Source organism: Paenibacillus sp. 05T425 (genome assembly GCF_056396205.1).
In genome coordinates this window covers 514,951-530,165 of sequence record NZ_JBFTLA010000006.1, presented here as the reverse complement: position 1 = coordinate 530,165, position 15,215 = coordinate 514,951, and the positions used below count along the sequence as shown (strand labels likewise).

At 51.4% G+C, this 15,215-nt stretch carries 16 protein-coding genes; 14 read left to right on the top strand and 2 right to left on the bottom strand.

Translation table 11 applies throughout. From position 1 onward, the window contains the following. Nucleotides 1-91 precede the first annotated feature (91 nt). The gene (locus AC1DF0_RS16525; RefSeq protein WP_477574655.1) at nt 92-1,462 is read left to right on the top strand and encodes an ABC transporter substrate-binding protein; all 1,371 of its coding nucleotides are present in this window, start codon (nt 92-94) and stop codon (nt 1,460-1,462) included. Nucleotides 1,463-1,540: 78 nt separating this feature from the next. Here AC1DF0_RS16525 and AC1DF0_RS16520 read toward each other — a convergent pair whose 3' ends face one another. Further along, the gene (locus tag AC1DF0_RS16520) at nt 1,541-2,242 is read right to left on the bottom strand and encodes a cupin domain-containing protein (protein ID WP_477574654.1); all 702 of its coding nucleotides are present in this window, start codon (nt 2,240-2,242) and stop codon (nt 1,541-1,543) included. A 218-nt stretch (nt 2,243-2,460) separates the two neighbouring features. Here AC1DF0_RS16520 and AC1DF0_RS16515 point away from each other — a divergent pair, with 218 nt between their 5' ends. The 3 genes from AC1DF0_RS16515 to AC1DF0_RS16505 all read left to right on the top strand — a co-directional run bounded on the left by AC1DF0_RS16515 (nt 2,461) and on the right by AC1DF0_RS16505 (nt 5,490). After that, nucleotides 2,461-3,171, top strand: coding sequence for an ABC transporter ATP-binding protein (locus AC1DF0_RS16515; protein WP_477574653.1), 711 nt, complete (start codon nt 2,461-2,463; stop codon nt 3,169-3,171). Continuing rightward, complete coding sequence (locus tag AC1DF0_RS16510) at nt 3,164-4,771, top strand: hypothetical protein (RefSeq protein WP_477574652.1); 1,608 nt, start codon at nt 3,164-3,166, stop codon at nt 4,769-4,771. The genes AC1DF0_RS16515 and AC1DF0_RS16510 overlap by 8 nt, the downstream gene beginning before the upstream one ends. 89 nt (nt 4,772-4,860) lie before the next feature. Next, nucleotides 4,861-5,490, top strand: coding sequence for a sterol desaturase family protein (locus AC1DF0_RS16505; RefSeq protein WP_477574651.1), 630 nt, complete (start codon nt 4,861-4,863; stop codon nt 5,488-5,490). Between the two features lie 44 nt (nt 5,491-5,534). On the opposite strand, the gene AC1DF0_RS16500 is transcribed toward AC1DF0_RS16505, so the two are convergent. Beyond that, nucleotides 5,535-6,401: an SDR family NAD(P)-dependent oxidoreductase gene (locus AC1DF0_RS16500; protein ID WP_477574650.1), complete on the bottom strand. Its 867-nt coding sequence runs from the start codon at nt 6,399-6,401 to the stop codon at nt 5,535-5,537. 167 nt (nt 6,402-6,568) lie between these two features. Between AC1DF0_RS16500 and AC1DF0_RS16495 the strand changes: the two genes are divergently transcribed. From AC1DF0_RS16495 to AC1DF0_RS16450, 10 genes are all read left to right on the top strand, one after another. Continuing rightward, nucleotides 6,569-6,994, top strand: coding sequence for a MerR family transcriptional regulator (locus tag AC1DF0_RS16495; protein ID WP_477574649.1), 426 nt, complete (start codon nt 6,569-6,571; stop codon nt 6,992-6,994). A 124-nt stretch (nt 6,995-7,118) separates the two neighbouring features. Beyond that, on the top strand, nt 7,119-8,024 hold the full coding sequence (locus AC1DF0_RS16490; protein ID WP_477574648.1) for a LysR family transcriptional regulator: 906 nt from the start codon (nt 7,119-7,121) through the stop codon (nt 8,022-8,024). 214 nt (nt 8,025-8,238) lie between these two features. Continuing rightward, nucleotides 8,239-9,063: a transporter substrate-binding domain-containing protein gene (locus AC1DF0_RS16485; RefSeq protein WP_442049317.1), complete on the top strand. Its 825-nt coding sequence runs from the start codon at nt 8,239-8,241 to the stop codon at nt 9,061-9,063. A 32-nt stretch (nt 9,064-9,095) separates the two neighbouring features. Then, the gene (locus AC1DF0_RS16480) at nt 9,096-9,884 is read left to right on the top strand and encodes an amino acid ABC transporter permease (protein ID WP_477574647.1); all 789 of its coding nucleotides are present in this window, start codon (nt 9,096-9,098) and stop codon (nt 9,882-9,884) included. Continuing rightward, nucleotides 9,874-10,584, top strand: coding sequence for an amino acid ABC transporter permease (locus AC1DF0_RS16475; RefSeq protein ID WP_477574646.1), 711 nt, complete (start codon nt 9,874-9,876; stop codon nt 10,582-10,584). The genes AC1DF0_RS16480 and AC1DF0_RS16475 overlap by 11 nt, the downstream gene beginning before the upstream one ends. After that, complete coding sequence (locus AC1DF0_RS16470) at nt 10,581-11,333, top strand: amino acid ABC transporter ATP-binding protein (protein WP_337099277.1); 753 nt, start codon at nt 10,581-10,583, stop codon at nt 11,331-11,333. Before AC1DF0_RS16475 ends, AC1DF0_RS16470 begins: the two co-directional genes overlap by 4 nt. Before the next feature lie 21 nt (nt 11,334-11,354). Then, nucleotides 11,355-12,365, top strand: coding sequence for an LLM class flavin-dependent oxidoreductase (locus AC1DF0_RS16465; RefSeq protein WP_477574645.1), 1,011 nt, complete (start codon nt 11,355-11,357; stop codon nt 12,363-12,365). Beyond that, nucleotides 12,362-13,543 (top strand): amidohydrolase, encoded by a 1,182-nt coding sequence (locus tag AC1DF0_RS16460; protein ID WP_477574644.1) that lies wholly within the window; start codon nt 12,362-12,364, stop codon nt 13,541-13,543. The genes AC1DF0_RS16465 and AC1DF0_RS16460 overlap by 4 nt, the downstream gene beginning before the upstream one ends. Before the next feature lie 3 nt (nt 13,544-13,546). Beyond that, the gene (gene solA, locus AC1DF0_RS16455) at nt 13,547-14,683 is read left to right on the top strand and encodes an N-methyl-L-tryptophan oxidase (protein WP_477574643.1); all 1,137 of its coding nucleotides are present in this window, start codon (nt 13,547-13,549) and stop codon (nt 14,681-14,683) included. A 39-nt stretch (nt 14,684-14,722) separates the two neighbouring features. Beyond that, on the top strand, nt 14,723-15,208 hold the full coding sequence (locus tag AC1DF0_RS16450; RefSeq protein ID WP_477574642.1) for a DinB family protein: 486 nt from the start codon (nt 14,723-14,725) through the stop codon (nt 15,206-15,208). The last annotated feature ends 7 nt before the right edge of the window (nt 15,209-15,215 follow it).

The window sequence follows — 15,215 nt, the reverse complement described above, 5'->3', positions numbered from 1 at the left end:
AGCGATGCAAGAAGCAACAACGGTTAGGATCTAAGGGGTAGGCATTTGGGGGCGAACATGGCTCCCGCACAAAAACGAGGAGGTTTGCGAAGTGAAAAGAAAACGCGCGTTGACCCTTGCATTAAGTCTGGTACTTATGTTCTCAATGGTATTAACGGCTTGCTCCGGCAACAATTCGAAAGGCAGCAATGCGGGCGAAGGTACGAATGCGCCTGCCGAGACACAAGCACCTGCGGATGAAGCGACTGCTGCGCCAGAGGTGAAGAAAGACCCGGTTACGCTCAAGCTGATCTCATGGTCTGACTCCTACACCGAATTGTATGAAATGTTCACTAAAGAGTATCCATGGATTACGATCGAACAAATTCCCGTTAACAGCCAACCGATTATGGAGATCATTGCATCGCTCGAAGCGGCTGGTACGCCTGCCGACTTGACTTGGATCGATTCCGATCTAATCACGTTCGACCAAGCAGGACTGCTTGAAGATTTGACGCCTTATATCGAAAAAGATCCTACGTTCCAATCGGTTCAACTTCCTGATGGATTCTACGACACGATGACGTACAAAGGCATGCGTCTTGCTGTTCCTTTCGTCGACGTACCAATGTGGATCTTGGTTAACAAAGATTTGCTCGCTAAGCATGGCGTTGAGATGCCTGCTAACGATTGGACTTATGACGACTTCCGCGAAATCGCCAAAAAAATCACGGATCCAGTGGCTGGCGAATACGGTCTCACGACGCAGCCTGAATTCCAAATGCGCGTGCTTAGCACGAAAGCGATCGCTGACGGCCATGCAGCCAACATTCATTACCTGAATGAAGACTTGACGCAAAGCTTGCTCGCTACGCCTGAAGTTATGAACGACGTAAGATGGCTGTCGGACTTCGTATGGAAAGACGGCTCGATGCAATCCAATGCGAAAGCGGCAGAAACAGGCGACGTAACGAGAGAATTCATCAACGGTAAAACAGGCTTCGCTATCGGCGGAGACTGGGTGCTGCCTAACCTGAAAAACAACGCGAACTTCGAGTGGGATGTATTGCCGTTCCCGAAAGGCAAAGTCAGCCAGCCTGGATACAGCATCTATGGCCCAATGTCCTTGCTTAAAGGCTCGAAGCATAAGGAAGAAGCGTTCCTATGGATCGCCTTCCAATTCTCGAAGGAAGCACAGAAATGGAAGATCGACCAAGGCGCGAACGCTTCGGTTATCGATCCAGAATTGACAGCTTATTATGACGAGACGCCAATGTGGCAAGGTAAAAACAAAGAAGCCGTGAAGATCGCGAAAGAAAACGCGAAAATTCAACCGKGCGTAACGATTCCGGCTTGGGGCGAATACAACTGGAACAATATTTTGAACGAAATCATCTTCGACGGCGCCGACATCAACCGATTGATTCCGGAAACGGAAAAATGGAACAAGCGCACGCTTGAAGTTGCCGAGTCGTTGAAGTAAGAACGCATGACAAAGACGGTTATTCATCAAGCATCCGTAAGCTTGAGAATAGCCGTCTTTTTTGACCTTAAAAACGAATTAACGATAATTCCAGCCGTTGCCGATGACGGGATGATACTGCGGATATGGCGGCTGCTCGTCGCGGTGCAAATAAACCTTTTTGCCTTGACTCGGTACGAATTGGCTTTGCATCGATTGATTCGTATGAGCGACGTTGCCGGCAGCGGCGCCTTGCACTTGATTATTGGCGCAATTGGCAGGAGGGCCGATGACGACGGTGTTCGTAATTGGCGCAAGAGCCTCTTCGACAAGGTCTTCATTTAAGCAATACGTGTGGGCGAGTACGCTGGCTGGAGTAAGGCGCAGCATATCGGAAGCACCGATGAATTCCGGTATCGGAGCATCGAAGATGGCGAGCAGATGAGTATTGTCAACGGTCGCGATCTCATAATGCCACCAGCCCTGAGGGATGTTGGCCACTTGACCCGGTTGAATCGGATAATTAAGCAGCTTGTTCGTGAACGGATTAATGAGCGATACGACGGCTGAACCGGTGATGCAATAGACGAGCTCGGATGCATTTTGGTGCGTATGCGGCTCGACGACATTGCCTGTACTAAGGAAGATGTCCAGAAGCGATACATTTCCTAGAGTATTGAGTTGATTAATCGACAACGTATTGATGTAGTTGCGATTGTCTTTCGTAAACGTATTATTATTACGCAGATCATAAGTAAATTGTACGGTTGGAGAAGTGAAGTCCATATAAGATACAGCCACTTGATTCCCTGCCTTTCGTATGCGCGCAAGCATGTTCGGATTGTAGGCGTATGACCTACCGTATACCATATGTACGCATGACAAAAACCGTTCCGGTGATCGGAAACGGTAACTTAAGCTTTTTATGGCCTTTAGCGAAACTTGCACGCAAGCTGTGCGTACATACCCCGTATGCCTAATAAGTAATCATATGGAAGAAGCACAGGGGAGGATAAGCGGTGCGGCTTATTTTGGATCAAATCGTCAAGACATTCGATGCGAAGCAAGTATTGCAAAGCGTGGAATATTCATTCGAGCAAGGTAAGATATACGGTCTGCTAGGACGCAACGGTGCGGGCAAGACGACGCTTTTCAATTGCTTGAGCCGGGAAATTGCGACGGATGGCGGCAAAACTTGGCTGGAGCAGGATGGCGTGAAGCGGGAGCTGACGGAGACGGATGTCGGTTATGTGTATTCGATGCCGATCCTGCCAGAGTTTCTTACGGGCTATGAATTCGTCCAGTTCTTCCTAGCTGCGAATCCAAGCATGAAGCTTCAGGATGCTAAGATCGACGAATGGTTCGATCGGATGCGCATGAGCCGAGAGGATCGCCATCGTCTGATCAAGGGGTACTCGCACGGCATGAAGAACAAGCTGCAAATGCTGCTGTTCCTCATTGCGAAGCCGCCAGTCATTCTTCTAGATGAGCCGCTGACGTCGTTCGACGTGATTGTAGCGCTAGAAATGAAAAATATGCTGCGTGAAATGAAAAGTGAACATATTCTTATTTTCTCCACCCATATTCTGCAGCTGGCAACCGATCTCTGCGACGAATTGGTTGTGCTGAACAATGGTCAGCTGACATCGGTGCCTTCCGAGCTGATGCACAGTCCGGAATTCGAACGTGAAGTCATTGAGCTGCTGAAGGACGATCCGACCCATGCTTAAGGCGTATCGGCTGCTGCTAGACGTATCGGTCTCTTCCTTCCTCAATCGTACGGTTTATTACTTGCGCCGGTTGCCGCTTGTCGGCCGCGCCATACCGGAGTCGCTATACGGCAGCCTGGAGTGGAAGCGGGCTATCGCTTGGCTCGTTCTTATTGCACAGCTGCTATGGGCGGTCCTTAACAAAGGGATATACCTTGGACTTATGGCGTTCATGCCGGCGATGGCGATAAACGAGCGCAATCCGGAGCTTCATTCGCTAGAGTTGTTTCTAGCCATATTATTGCCGCTTAGCTTCCTGACGGCAAGCATATGGAATGCGCGAGTGCTCGAGCCGAAGCGGGACAAGTATGTTGCCGTGAAGCTGCTTCGTATCTCGGCAACGGCATACATGAAGGTCACGTTAACGATGCGGTATACGCTGTTCTTCTTATCCTTTGCAATCATGCTGTCGTTCTTCATGGCGGTGCTAGGAGGAACGGTGATTGAAGGCGTGCTCGTTGCAGCTGTTATTACGGGCTGGAGGCTGCTTGCCGAGTTGACGCATTTAGTCGTATTCGAACATACGGGCAAAATCATCATTCGAAGCACTCTACTTGTCTGGTCAAGCATTTTTGCTGGCGGTGCGCTGGCCTATGGACTGCCTCTGCTCGGCGTCTCGCCTGCTTATGGAAGGATTTTGCTGTTCCTGCCGCTTGTTTTGCTCGTTATCGCATCGGGCATAGCAGCTGCTCTGCTGCTCGCGCGCTATAAGCGCTACCCGGAGGCGGTAGAGTCGGCGACGAAGCGGGATGATCCACTGCTTAATCTCGGTCAATACATGGCTGATTCGCGGAAGGCAGAGGTAGCGATGAAAACCGATGATCTGACGGAAGAAGAGAGCCTTCGCACCGATGGGGCGGCGCTTCCTCGTGCAGACTCGGACGGCTACGATTACTTGAACCGGCTATTTTTTCGCCGGCATCGTCGTCTCGTTAGGAAGCCGCTATGGAATCGGCTTGCGATCAGCGTTAGCGTGAGCGCGATTGCCGTTTTGGCGCTAGCGTTAATCGGTGACGGAGTAACATTGACCGAGCTGGCGAGGTTCGTTCCGTACTTCGCGTTTAGCGTATTCGTAGGAGAGAAGCTATGCCGCGCTTTATTCTACAACTGCGACATGCCGCTTATGCGTTACGGGTTCTACCGGCAAGCGGCACAGAAGCATTATGTGCTGCGTCTCGCCAGGCTGTCCGGCATGAACCTGCTGCTGTCGGTCGCGGTTGGCGCAGTGCTGACGATTGCGGCAACGTTCACCGGCAGCTTGCCGGATACAAGCGAGCTGATCGCTTTATGGATATTGCTGCTTGCTATGGCGCTGCTAATATCGGTCCATCATATGACGCTTTACTATTTGCTGCAGCCGTATACGACGGAGATGAATGCAAGGAATCCACTGTTCCTAATTGTGAACATGATGCTTTCTGCCGTATGTGCGGTCGCATTCGTCATTAGTCCTCCGATCGCAACACTTGCCATTATCGCACTGACGCTGCTGCTGTTATACTTGGTTATTGCCCTGCTGCTCGTGAGTCGCTTCGGGGCGGTAACATTTAGAATCAAATAAGCTTTCGCGATTTTCATCATTGACACTCTTGGGCGGCTATGTTGCAATCATAGTGCAGTCTAATTTGCGGATAGCGGGTGAGCGGGACGATGACGAGGGTGCGGTTGTACAAAGATTTTTTTCTTCATACGGATATTACGGTTATGTTTGTGCTGCTGCTTGCGCTTGTTGGGGCGCATCTGGCGTTGTTCGGAGCGGGCATTCGAAGTCTGATCTGCTTCGGGGCGGGTCTCGTTGGGTTTATGTTCAGCGAATATATGACGCATCGGTTCTTTTTCCATCTGAAGGCGCCCCGTAACTTAACGTTTCTGAAACTGCTCAAGCGCTTACATTACGATCATCACACACATCCGAGCGACTTGAAGCTGCTGTTCCTGCCGCTCTGGTACAGCTTGCCGAACTTCGTCGTGTTCGTTGGCGTATTCTATCTTATAACAGGTTTGCCAGACGCATCAGCCGCGTTCGCTGCGGGACTAATTACGATGCTGCTTATGTACGAATGGAAGCATTACGTCGCCCACCGTCCGATGCAGCCTAGAACGAGGCTGGGCAAGTGGGTGAAGAAGACGCATCTGCTGCATCACTTCAAGAACGAGAACTATTGGTACGGCGTATCGACGCCGTTCGTGGATGCAATCTTCGGAACGCTAAAGGACGAGAAGCAAGTGCCGACCAGCGCGTTCGTGAAAGATTTGGAAGGGCGCGCAGAGGGGCAATAGTGCGTTGGCGTGAGAAGAGGGGGGCGATTCGCCCCCCTCTTCCTTTATTTTTTCTCGTTTATTTGGCCTGCGGCAAACTCCGCTTCGTAGATGGAGCTGACGAGCTGAAGTACCTTGCTGCCTTGATCTGTGAACTTGAGCTTGGCGGCTTTGCCCCTCACTAGAAAATCGCCTGGCTGCATGCTGCGCGCATGAATGGCTGCCGAATAGAGCAGCGATGCTCCGGCGGTCGGCGGCGGGAAAAACAGTTTAATAATCGGCCTCAAGTAAAACGGAATACCGGAATGCTTACCTGATCGAATCGTATTGTTGCCGCCCGGGTCGACGCTTAACATCGTGATACCTTCCTTGCTGACGGAGGGCGCAAGCTCCTTCGTCCAAAGGGAGAGCGCAAGCTTCGTTGCTGCATAAGGGCCAAGCAGCTTCTTGAAGGAAGCCGGATGCTCAAGCTGGCCGGAATCGAAGTTGGTATACGTTTTGAAGGCATGGGATGACGTATTGATTACAGTCTTCATTGTACCGCGCAGTAACAGCGGCTTCAGTTCCATCCATATGATGTATGGCGCTGCGGTTTGGAGATCGAAATGGAGTTCTCGACCTTGCTTGGATAAGAGAAGCTTAGGCAAGCTGCCGCCAGCATTGTTGAAGAGCAGGTCAATCTTGTCGACTTGTTCTTTTATCGCGTTCAGTGCTGTTCTTAAGCTAACGAAGTCAGCAAGGTCGGCTTTAAATACGCGGAGCCGTCCTTGTCGTTCGCTCTGTATGAACAGGGTATCTTCCCTATTAAAGTCGGAACGGTTAAGCGCAATAACTTGCCAGCCTTCGGATAACAGCTTGCGAGCAAGCTCGCGTCCGATTCCATTGCTCGCGCCGGTAATAAGAGCGACGCGCTCTTCGGTATAAGTTGTCATAATAAAATGGTTCCTCCTTGCATGATGCATTTGGCATCTGCTCGTATTTGTGACCTCAGTCTACAAGCTGGAGTCGGCTCCAAGTCAAGCGCATTCTGAAATAATTTGACTTGGAGTCAGCTCCAGGTTATACAATGATGACAACAGCAATGAGGAGGGAATGAACCATGAACGATATGGACATCTATTCAATTAAGGAAACATCGGAATTGACCGGCATTGCAGTGGATACGCTGCGCTATTATGAGAAAATCAGCCTTTTGCCGCGAGCTGACCGCAAGCCTAACAGCCATCGCATCTATCGAGATGATGATATTCAGACGCTCAAGCTTATTGCTTGCCTGAAAAAAACGGGCATGTCGCTAGATGAGATGAAGCCGTTCCTAAGCTTGACGACACGTTCCGATCTTATGGATTTTCCAGAGCTTCACGATAGGATCGTGAACCATAAGCGGAAGATTGAGAGCCAGATCGCTTCGCTGCAGGAGGTTGTCGAGTTTATCGATTCGAAGCTGATTCATGGCGAGGCAGTGCCGCAGAATTGCACATTAACCGGCGATAGCAGTCGGAAATTGCCTGTTCGTAAACCGTAGGGCAATTAAACGAGTGGAGGAATTGACAGATGAGAAGATGTCTGTTACGTTAAACCTAATAAAACACAGTTAAATAGTTGGGATTAACGTCGTGTGAAACGGTAATGGCAAGGAGAGGTTCGGCATGAATATTGAGAATATTGAAGCGTTCGTATATGTCATTCACTGCGGGAGCTTCAACAAAGCGGCCGAGGCGCTTTATTTGTCCCAACCGTCGGTAACGGCCCGGATCAAATCGTTGGAGCAGGAGCTTGATTGCCGATTATTCGATCGTCAGGGCAAGCAGGCTCAGGTGACTGAGGACGGGAAACGATTTCTGCCTTACGCTCAGCAGCTCCTTATGATTTATCAAAAGGGGAAGCTTCATCTGAATCAGAAGAAGTCGGAGCTTAGCGAGCTGCGGATCGGATGCACCGTATCGGTATCCAACTATATCATTCCAGAGCTGCTTCCGCGGCTTAAGGAACGGTTTCCCGAGACGCATTACAAATTTACGACAGGCACGACCGACGAAATCGTAAGCAAGGTGTTAAGCAGAGAGGTCGACATCGGATTCGTTCGCAACATCTCGCATCCGAATCTGCAGTCGACGAAGTTCTATGAGGATCCCATTCGTCTCTATGCATACGAAGGTCATCCGTTCCTTCATAATCATAATCCGACCATTGAAGAAGTCGCCGAGCAGCCGCTTGTTTTCTTCGAGTGCGGCTCGATGGATTGGCTCCGCATTCATCGGATTTTCGAGCATTTGGAGAAGTCGCCGAATATCCGGATTCATACCGATAATTCGGAGATGGCCAAGAAGCTGGTCATCCGCAAGACGGGAATCGGCTTTCTGCCCGGTCTATGCGCGCAGCAGGAAGTGCGCGAAGGGAAGCTCCATTCAATAAGCGTTCCCGAGGCCGACGGCATATCTCTGCAGACGAATCTGATTGCACAGCACGGCGAGTTTGCCGAAATCATTACTGAAATATTAGATATAGGCAGAAGTTTGTTCGAGGTCAAGCCTAGTCTCTCCGCTATATCTTAATAAGAGTGCGCCCGTTGATCCTACTAGGATTGCGGGCGTTCTGCATATCGGAAACTAAAGATTGAATTGTTGAATCGACATATAGAATATCTCTATTAGCAATAGCATTGACGAGTCGGCGAGCCAGGTGATAAAGTGAATGCAACACTAATCCTTACTTATCCACTAGGAATTATAAGGATAACAAATTAACCATTATTAGGGGGAAAAGAAAATGAAAAAATCATTATTGCTTTTAGCGTCTTCCGTGCTCGTATTAACTTTAGCAGGCTGCGGCGGAAGTAAGGATAACAACGCTGAACCAGCCAGCGCAGACGGCGCCGGCAAAGTGACAAAGATCGTTGTAGGAACGGGAACACAATTCCCTCAAGTATGCTTTATCGATGAAAACGGCAAGCTGACCGGCTTCGACGTGGAGCTGATTCGCGAAATCGACAAACGTCTGGACGAATACGAATTCGATATTCAAACGCTGGAATTTACGAATTTGCTGTTAAGCCTTGAGACGAATAAGATCGATCTCGTAGCGCATGAAATGGAGAAAAATCCGGAGCGCGAAGAGAAGTACCTATTCAACAAAGAACCGTACGCGCACTGGAGAAACAAAATCGTTGTCGCTAAGGACAATAATTCCGTTCAATCGCTCGACGATCTGAAAGGTAAAAAAGTGTTAACGACGGCAACTAGCGCGCAAGCAACGATTCTTGAAAACTACAATAAAGAAAACAACAACGCGCTTGAAATCGTCTACCAGAACGGTGGAGCAAATGATACCGTGCAACAAGTGACATCCGGAAGGGTGGAAGCTTTCCTGGCAGCTGACTTCACCCTGTCACTCGTCGATTCGAAGCAAGAATTGAAGACGGTTGGCCCGGCGCTTAGCGAAGCAGATATTTTGTTCATGTTCCGCAAAAACGACCCTGACCAGCAAAAGCTTTCCGATCGCGTCGACGAAGCGATTAAGGAATTGAAGGCTGACGGGACGCTTGGTAAGCTGAGCTCGGAGTGGCTGGGCGATGACTTCACATCGGAAGAATAGTCTAGTAAAAGAGACTGAAGGAGGGGCACACCATGGGAGAGCCGTTTGACTTTCATTACTTGATTGAATACTTCATAAAGCTGCTGCCTACGTTACAGATGACTCTGCTCATCGTCGTGTGCTCCATCTTGATCGGTCTGGGGATCGGGCTTATCGTAGCCCTTCCCCAGCTTTACAAAATACCGGTATTAAGACGAGTATCTCAAGTCTATCTATCGTTCTTCCGCGGAACACCGATTCTGATCCAGTTGTTCCTATTCTATTACGGCTTGCCGGAAATATTGAAGATGGTTCATGTAGATGTCTCGAGGGTTCCTGCTCTGTACTTCGTTATTCTGACTTATGCGCTTCATAGCGGCGCATACATGTCGGAGATGATAAGAGCGGCGGTTGGCGCAGTCGATCGCGGGCAAGTGGAGGCGGCCTATGCGGTTGGCATGACCGGCTTTCAAGCGTTCACAAAAATCGTGCTGCCGCAAGCGGCTGCCATCGCGTTGCCTGTCTTTTCCAATCTCGTAATCGCCAATCTGAAGGATACATCGCTTGCCTTCTCGCTAGGCATTATGGAGCTGACTGGCAAGTCGCAGACGTTAGCCGTCATGTCGAGACATTTTGTGGAGACGTATATTTCGCTCGCTGTTATCTATTTCATTATTAGCTTTGGGCTTGAGAAGCTGTTCCATCTTGTGGAACGCAGGCTGCTTCGCCATGAACGCCAGATCGTTACGGATGAGAAACCATCCCGTTTCGTGAAATGGAAGCAACGTCGATTCGCTATTACACCGAGCTTCGGCAGAGGGGGGCAAGAGAATGAAGCTTGATTTCGGATTCATCTGGACCGCATTCGTTGCCTTGCTCTCGGCGGTGCCGACAGCGCTTGCGATTACGGCAGTCTCGGTCTTATGCGGACTGATCATCGGAACGGCTGTAGCTGTTGTTCGGCTCTATAAAGTTCCCGTCCTTTATCCGCTGGCCTCTGCATACGTAACCGTAATTCGCGGTACGCCGATGCTCACTCATCTCTTAATTATTTATTTCGGGCTTCCCATGCTTATCGATGGGATAGCGGAGTCGCTGGGTCTAGCATTCCGCTCAGTGTCCATACCAATGATTGGCTTCGCGTACATTTCATTCTCGATTACAGCCGGTGCCTACATGTCCGAAGTCGTTCGTTCAGGCTTGCTGGCGGTTAACCGAGGCCAGATCGAGGCTGCGTATTCGATTGGCATGACGACGCCGCAGGCGATGCGGAGGATTATTCTTCCGCAAGCATTCGCGGCAAGCATGCCGAACCTATCGAATATGGTTATCGGCATGCTTCACGGCTCGACGCTTGCTTTCACCGTGTCGGTCGTCGAGATTAACGCCAAAGCGCAAATAGTCGCAACAACGAACTGGAAGTTTTTCGAGGCATACATCGCGGCAGCGCTCATATTCTGGGGATTAACGTTCCTAATCGAGCGGCTGACTGCATTGGCAGAGAAACGATTTAATCTTTATAACCGAGGCGGTGTCTCATGATTAAGCTAACGCAAATTCGCAAGAGCTTTGGACGAAATGAAGTGCTGAAGGGCATCGACCTAACAGTCGAGAAAGGCGAGGTTGTCGCCATTCTTGGGCCGAGCGGTTCGGGCAAGACGACGCTGCTGCGCTGCATCAATTATTTGGAGAAGCCGAATGACGGTCATATCGTCATCGATGACTTCTCGGTGCAATGCAAGCGGCCGGATAAGAAGGATATTCATACGCTGCGCCAGAAGACGGCGATGGTGTTTCAACAATACAACCTATTCAAGCATAAGACGGCTCTCGAGAACGTAATGGAAGGGCTGGTCGTGGTCAAAAAAGTGCCGAAGGAGCAAGCCCGTAAGCGCAGCGTTGAACTGCTGGAGAAGGTCGGACTTGGCAATAAGCTGGATTCTTATCCGAGCGAGCTGTCCGGCGGACAGCAGCAGCGTGTCGGGATTGCGAGAGCGCTGGCGCTTAATCCCGAAGTTATTTTGTTCGACGAGCCAACATCGGCGCTCGATCCGGAGCTAGTCGGCGAGGTACTGGCTGTAATTCGCAAAATCGCGAAGGAAGGCATCACGATGATAATCGTGACGCATGAAATGGGCTTTGCTCAGGACGTAGCGAGCCACGTCGTCTTCATGGACGAAGGCGTCATTGTCGAGCAAGGCAAGCCGAACGAACTGTTCACGTCTCCGAAGGAGGAGAGGACGAAGCAGTTTCTGAAGCGCATTACGCCTGAGGCGGCCTATTCCATCTAACGAACAGAGGAGAGAGTCAAGATGACACTTACATTTGGCATATTGGATCAAAGCATTGTTTTTCCGGGCCAGACGGCTGCGGAGGCACTTGGCAATACGGTAAAGTTGGCGCAGCAGGCGGAGGCGCTAGGTTATGAGAGGTTTTGGGTTGCGGAGCATCACGATTCGCCGGTGACGGCGGGTTCGTCGCCGGAAGTTCTCATTGCTTTCTTGCTTGCGAACACGAGCTCGATTCGGATCGGATCAGGCGGCGTCATGCTGCAGCATTACAGCCCGTACAAGGTAGCGGAAAACTTTAACGTGCTCGCATCGCTCGCGCCAGGCCGGGTAGAACTCGGCATCGGCCGCGCTCCCGGAGGTCTTCCCCGGTCGACGAAGGCGCTGCAGAAAGGGATCGCCGAACCTGCGACGCTGGATGAGAAGCTGACGGAGCTGGAGGGTTTCCTTCATGGCAAGACAGGTGAAGATCACCCGCTCGCGGGTCTTGAAGCGAGCCCGCTCCCTGTACAGCCTGCCGACGTCTTCTTGCTTGGAACGAGTTTATCAAGCGCGAAGCTCGCTGCCGAACGCGGTTATCCATATGCCTTCGCACTCTTCATTAACAACGATCCGGCATTGGCAAGTCAAGCGCTCGACCTTTATCGCAGCAGCTTCAATACGGAGCATGGCAGGACGCCGAAAGCGATACTGGCGCTTTCTGTCATTGCTTCGGATTCGGAGGAAGAAGCGAATGCAATAGCAGGACAGATGAAGAGCGTAAGGGTGACGCTCGCCAGCGGCAAAACGGTAAACGTCGGCTCATTGGCGCAAGCGGAGGAGTTCGCGAGACAAGCGGGCGAGACTTATACGGTCGAGGAGCGGGAGGCCGACATTACGAGAGGGACGAAGGAAACGGTCCGCAAGCGGCTGCTCGAAATTAAGGAGCAATATGGCGTAGATGAGTTTATTTTCACAACGATAATTCCTGACTTCGCGAAGAGAGTTCGTTCCTTCGAGCTGCTTAAGGAAGCATTCCAAGGAGAGCTTGTATGAGCCGCGAGCAGTTGGTTGCGGAAACATTGCAGGTTCGATTAACCGCAATCCGCAGACAGCTGCATGAGCAGCCGGAGTTGTCGCATGAAGAGTTTGAGACGACAGCATCGATTAAGCGCTGGTTGGAGGAAGCAAGCATACGCGTCATCGATTATGGGTTGAAGACGGGCGTAATTGCCGAGGTTGGTGGTACGCGCGGCGATGGCGGACCGATTGTCGCCGTAAGAGCCGATATCGACGCTTTGCCCATACAGGAGGAGACGGGATTGCCGTTCGCCTCGAAGGTACCGGGTAAGATGCACGCATGCGGGCATGACTTTCATACGGCATCCATTATTGGAACAGCTTTGCTGCTAAAGGAGCGGGAGGCGGAACTTGCCGGAACGGTGCGGTTCTTGTTCCAGCCCGCGGAGGAGAAAGCGAAGGGCGCGCAGCAACTGATTCGGGCCGGTGCGCTAGCCGGCGTCGATGCGGTATTCGGCTTGCACAACAAGCCGGACTTGCCGGTAGGTACGATCGGGATTAAGGGCGGACCGCTCATGGCGGCAGCGGACGGCTTCGTTGTTGAGGTGGAAGGTCGAGGCAGTCATGCCGCCGTACCGGAAGCAGGGCTTGACCCTATCGTAACGGCAGCGCATATGATAACAGCGCTGCAGTCGATCGTCAGCCGCAACGTTAGCGCGCTGGATAGCGCGGTCATCAGCGTGACGAGACTTAACGCCGGAACGGCGTGGAACATCATCTCGGACAAAGCGGTCTTCGACGGCACGCTGCGGACGTTCGGCGATGAAGTGCGAAGTGTGGTGCGAGAGCGGTTCGAGCAGGTTGTGCATGGCGTGGCGGCAGCTTTCGCCACGAAAGCAGCAGTGAAATGGATCGAGGGTCCGCCAGCTGTACGCAATGATCAGAAATGGGCGGAAGCTGCGATTCCGATTGCCGAGAAGCTAGGGTATAAGGTCATAGCGCCAACCCCTTCACCAGCAGGCGAAGATTTCGCTTTCTACTTGAAGGAGACGGAAGGTTTGTTCGTCTTCCTCGGAACGGACGGTCCGCAGGAATGGCATCATCCGGCCTTCGATCTTGATGAGTCTGCGCTGCCAGTAGCGGCTTCGTTCTTTGCAGCGCTTGCGGATGAAGCTCTTCACAAGCTGTCGGCACAGTCCCGTCAAGGAGGATAGACTATGTCTAATGCGTATGACGTCATCATCATTGGAGCCGGTTCGGCAGGGATGAGCGCAGGTTACGAGCTTGCTTCGCGAGGGCACAAGACGCTGATGTTAGATGCCTTCGATCCGCCTCATCAGGAAGGCAGCCACCATGGCGAGCCGCGCCTCATCAGGCATGCTTATCATGGCGGAGACGTATATGTGAAGCTTGCTCTGCGCGCGGATGAGCGATGGCTGGAACTGGAGCAGTTAACCGGGAAGAAGTTGCTGGAGCGGTCAGGCGTTCTGAACATGGCCGATATTAGCTATTACGATTACGCAGGCCGTCTTGACGATGCACAGGCGAATGGCGTTGTAACCGAGTTGCTGGAAGCAGATGAAATCAATCAAAATTTCCGAGGCGTACAAGTACAAGACCGCTTCCGCGGCTTATATGAGCCGAATGCGGGTTACCTGTATAGCGAGCGATGCGTGGCTGCATACAAGCAGTTAGCTATCGCTGCAGGAGCGGAGCTTGTTACGAACACCATCGTGACGAAGATCGTCCCGCAGCAGTCAGGTGTGACGGTGTATACGAAAGATCGCTTTTATACCGCAGAGCAGGTCATTGTCGCTGCGGGTGCAGCGTTCAACCGGTTATTTTCATACGAGGTTGTTCCAGTGAAGGCCGTTCGCAAAGTAGTAGGCTGGTTCGAGACGAGCAGCGGAAACTTCGATGCCGGCATTTTTCCTGGTTTTACATGGGGCGGCGCATCGGGCGGCTATTATGGATTTCCGAGCATTGACGGTGCCGGAGTGAAGATCGGTCGTCATGATGGAGGCTACGAATGGAAGCCGGGAGAGACAATCGCACCTTTCGGGACATACCCCGAGGATGAAGCCGATCTGCGAAGAGCACTCGAATCCTTTATGCCAGGCGCGGCCGGAAAGCTGCTTCGGGGCGTCGTGTGCAAATACGAGATGACGCCGGATGAAGATTTTATAATCGATGCTCATCCCGAGTATCCGAATGTGAGGCTGGCTGGAGGCTTCTCCGGGCATGGCTTCAAATTCGCAAGCGTGATAGGCGAAGTGCTTGCCAATCAGATTGAAGGCGTAGATACCGGCTATGATCTGACTAAGTTCAAGATCGGCCGCTTCAAATCGCATTGAGTAAATTAGAAACGTTCGTAACGACGAGGGGGAGCTTGCATGAGCCAGATAACTGAAAATGTGAAAGCTTATTTGAACGCCTATGATGAAATCGAACAAGAAATTAAGGGATTAACGGAGGAGCAGCTCAAGTGGAAAGCGGCTCCGGAATCATGGAGTGTGACGGAGGTGCTTACCCATCTTGTGGATCACAGCATCGTCGTCTCCTTCCGTATACGCGAGCTGCTATCTGGATCGGAAGCGAAGCTTCCTGCCTTCAATCAAGATGCTTGGGTGAGCGGTCAGCTTGCGAATGAAGAGGATGTGCAACATATCGTGGCGGCAGCTCATGCCTTCGTTTATTACAATAGCTTGTTGTTCAAACGAATACCTGCGTCAGATTGGGATCGCACGGCCGTTAATTTCAAAGGCGAAAGCGTATCGTTATCGACGATTGTTAAGGCATTCGTTACTCACGTTAATGGACATTTAGGGCAAATTCGAAGAATTAAGGCGGCTGAGTCGGCTGCACGCAACATCATATAAGAGGGCA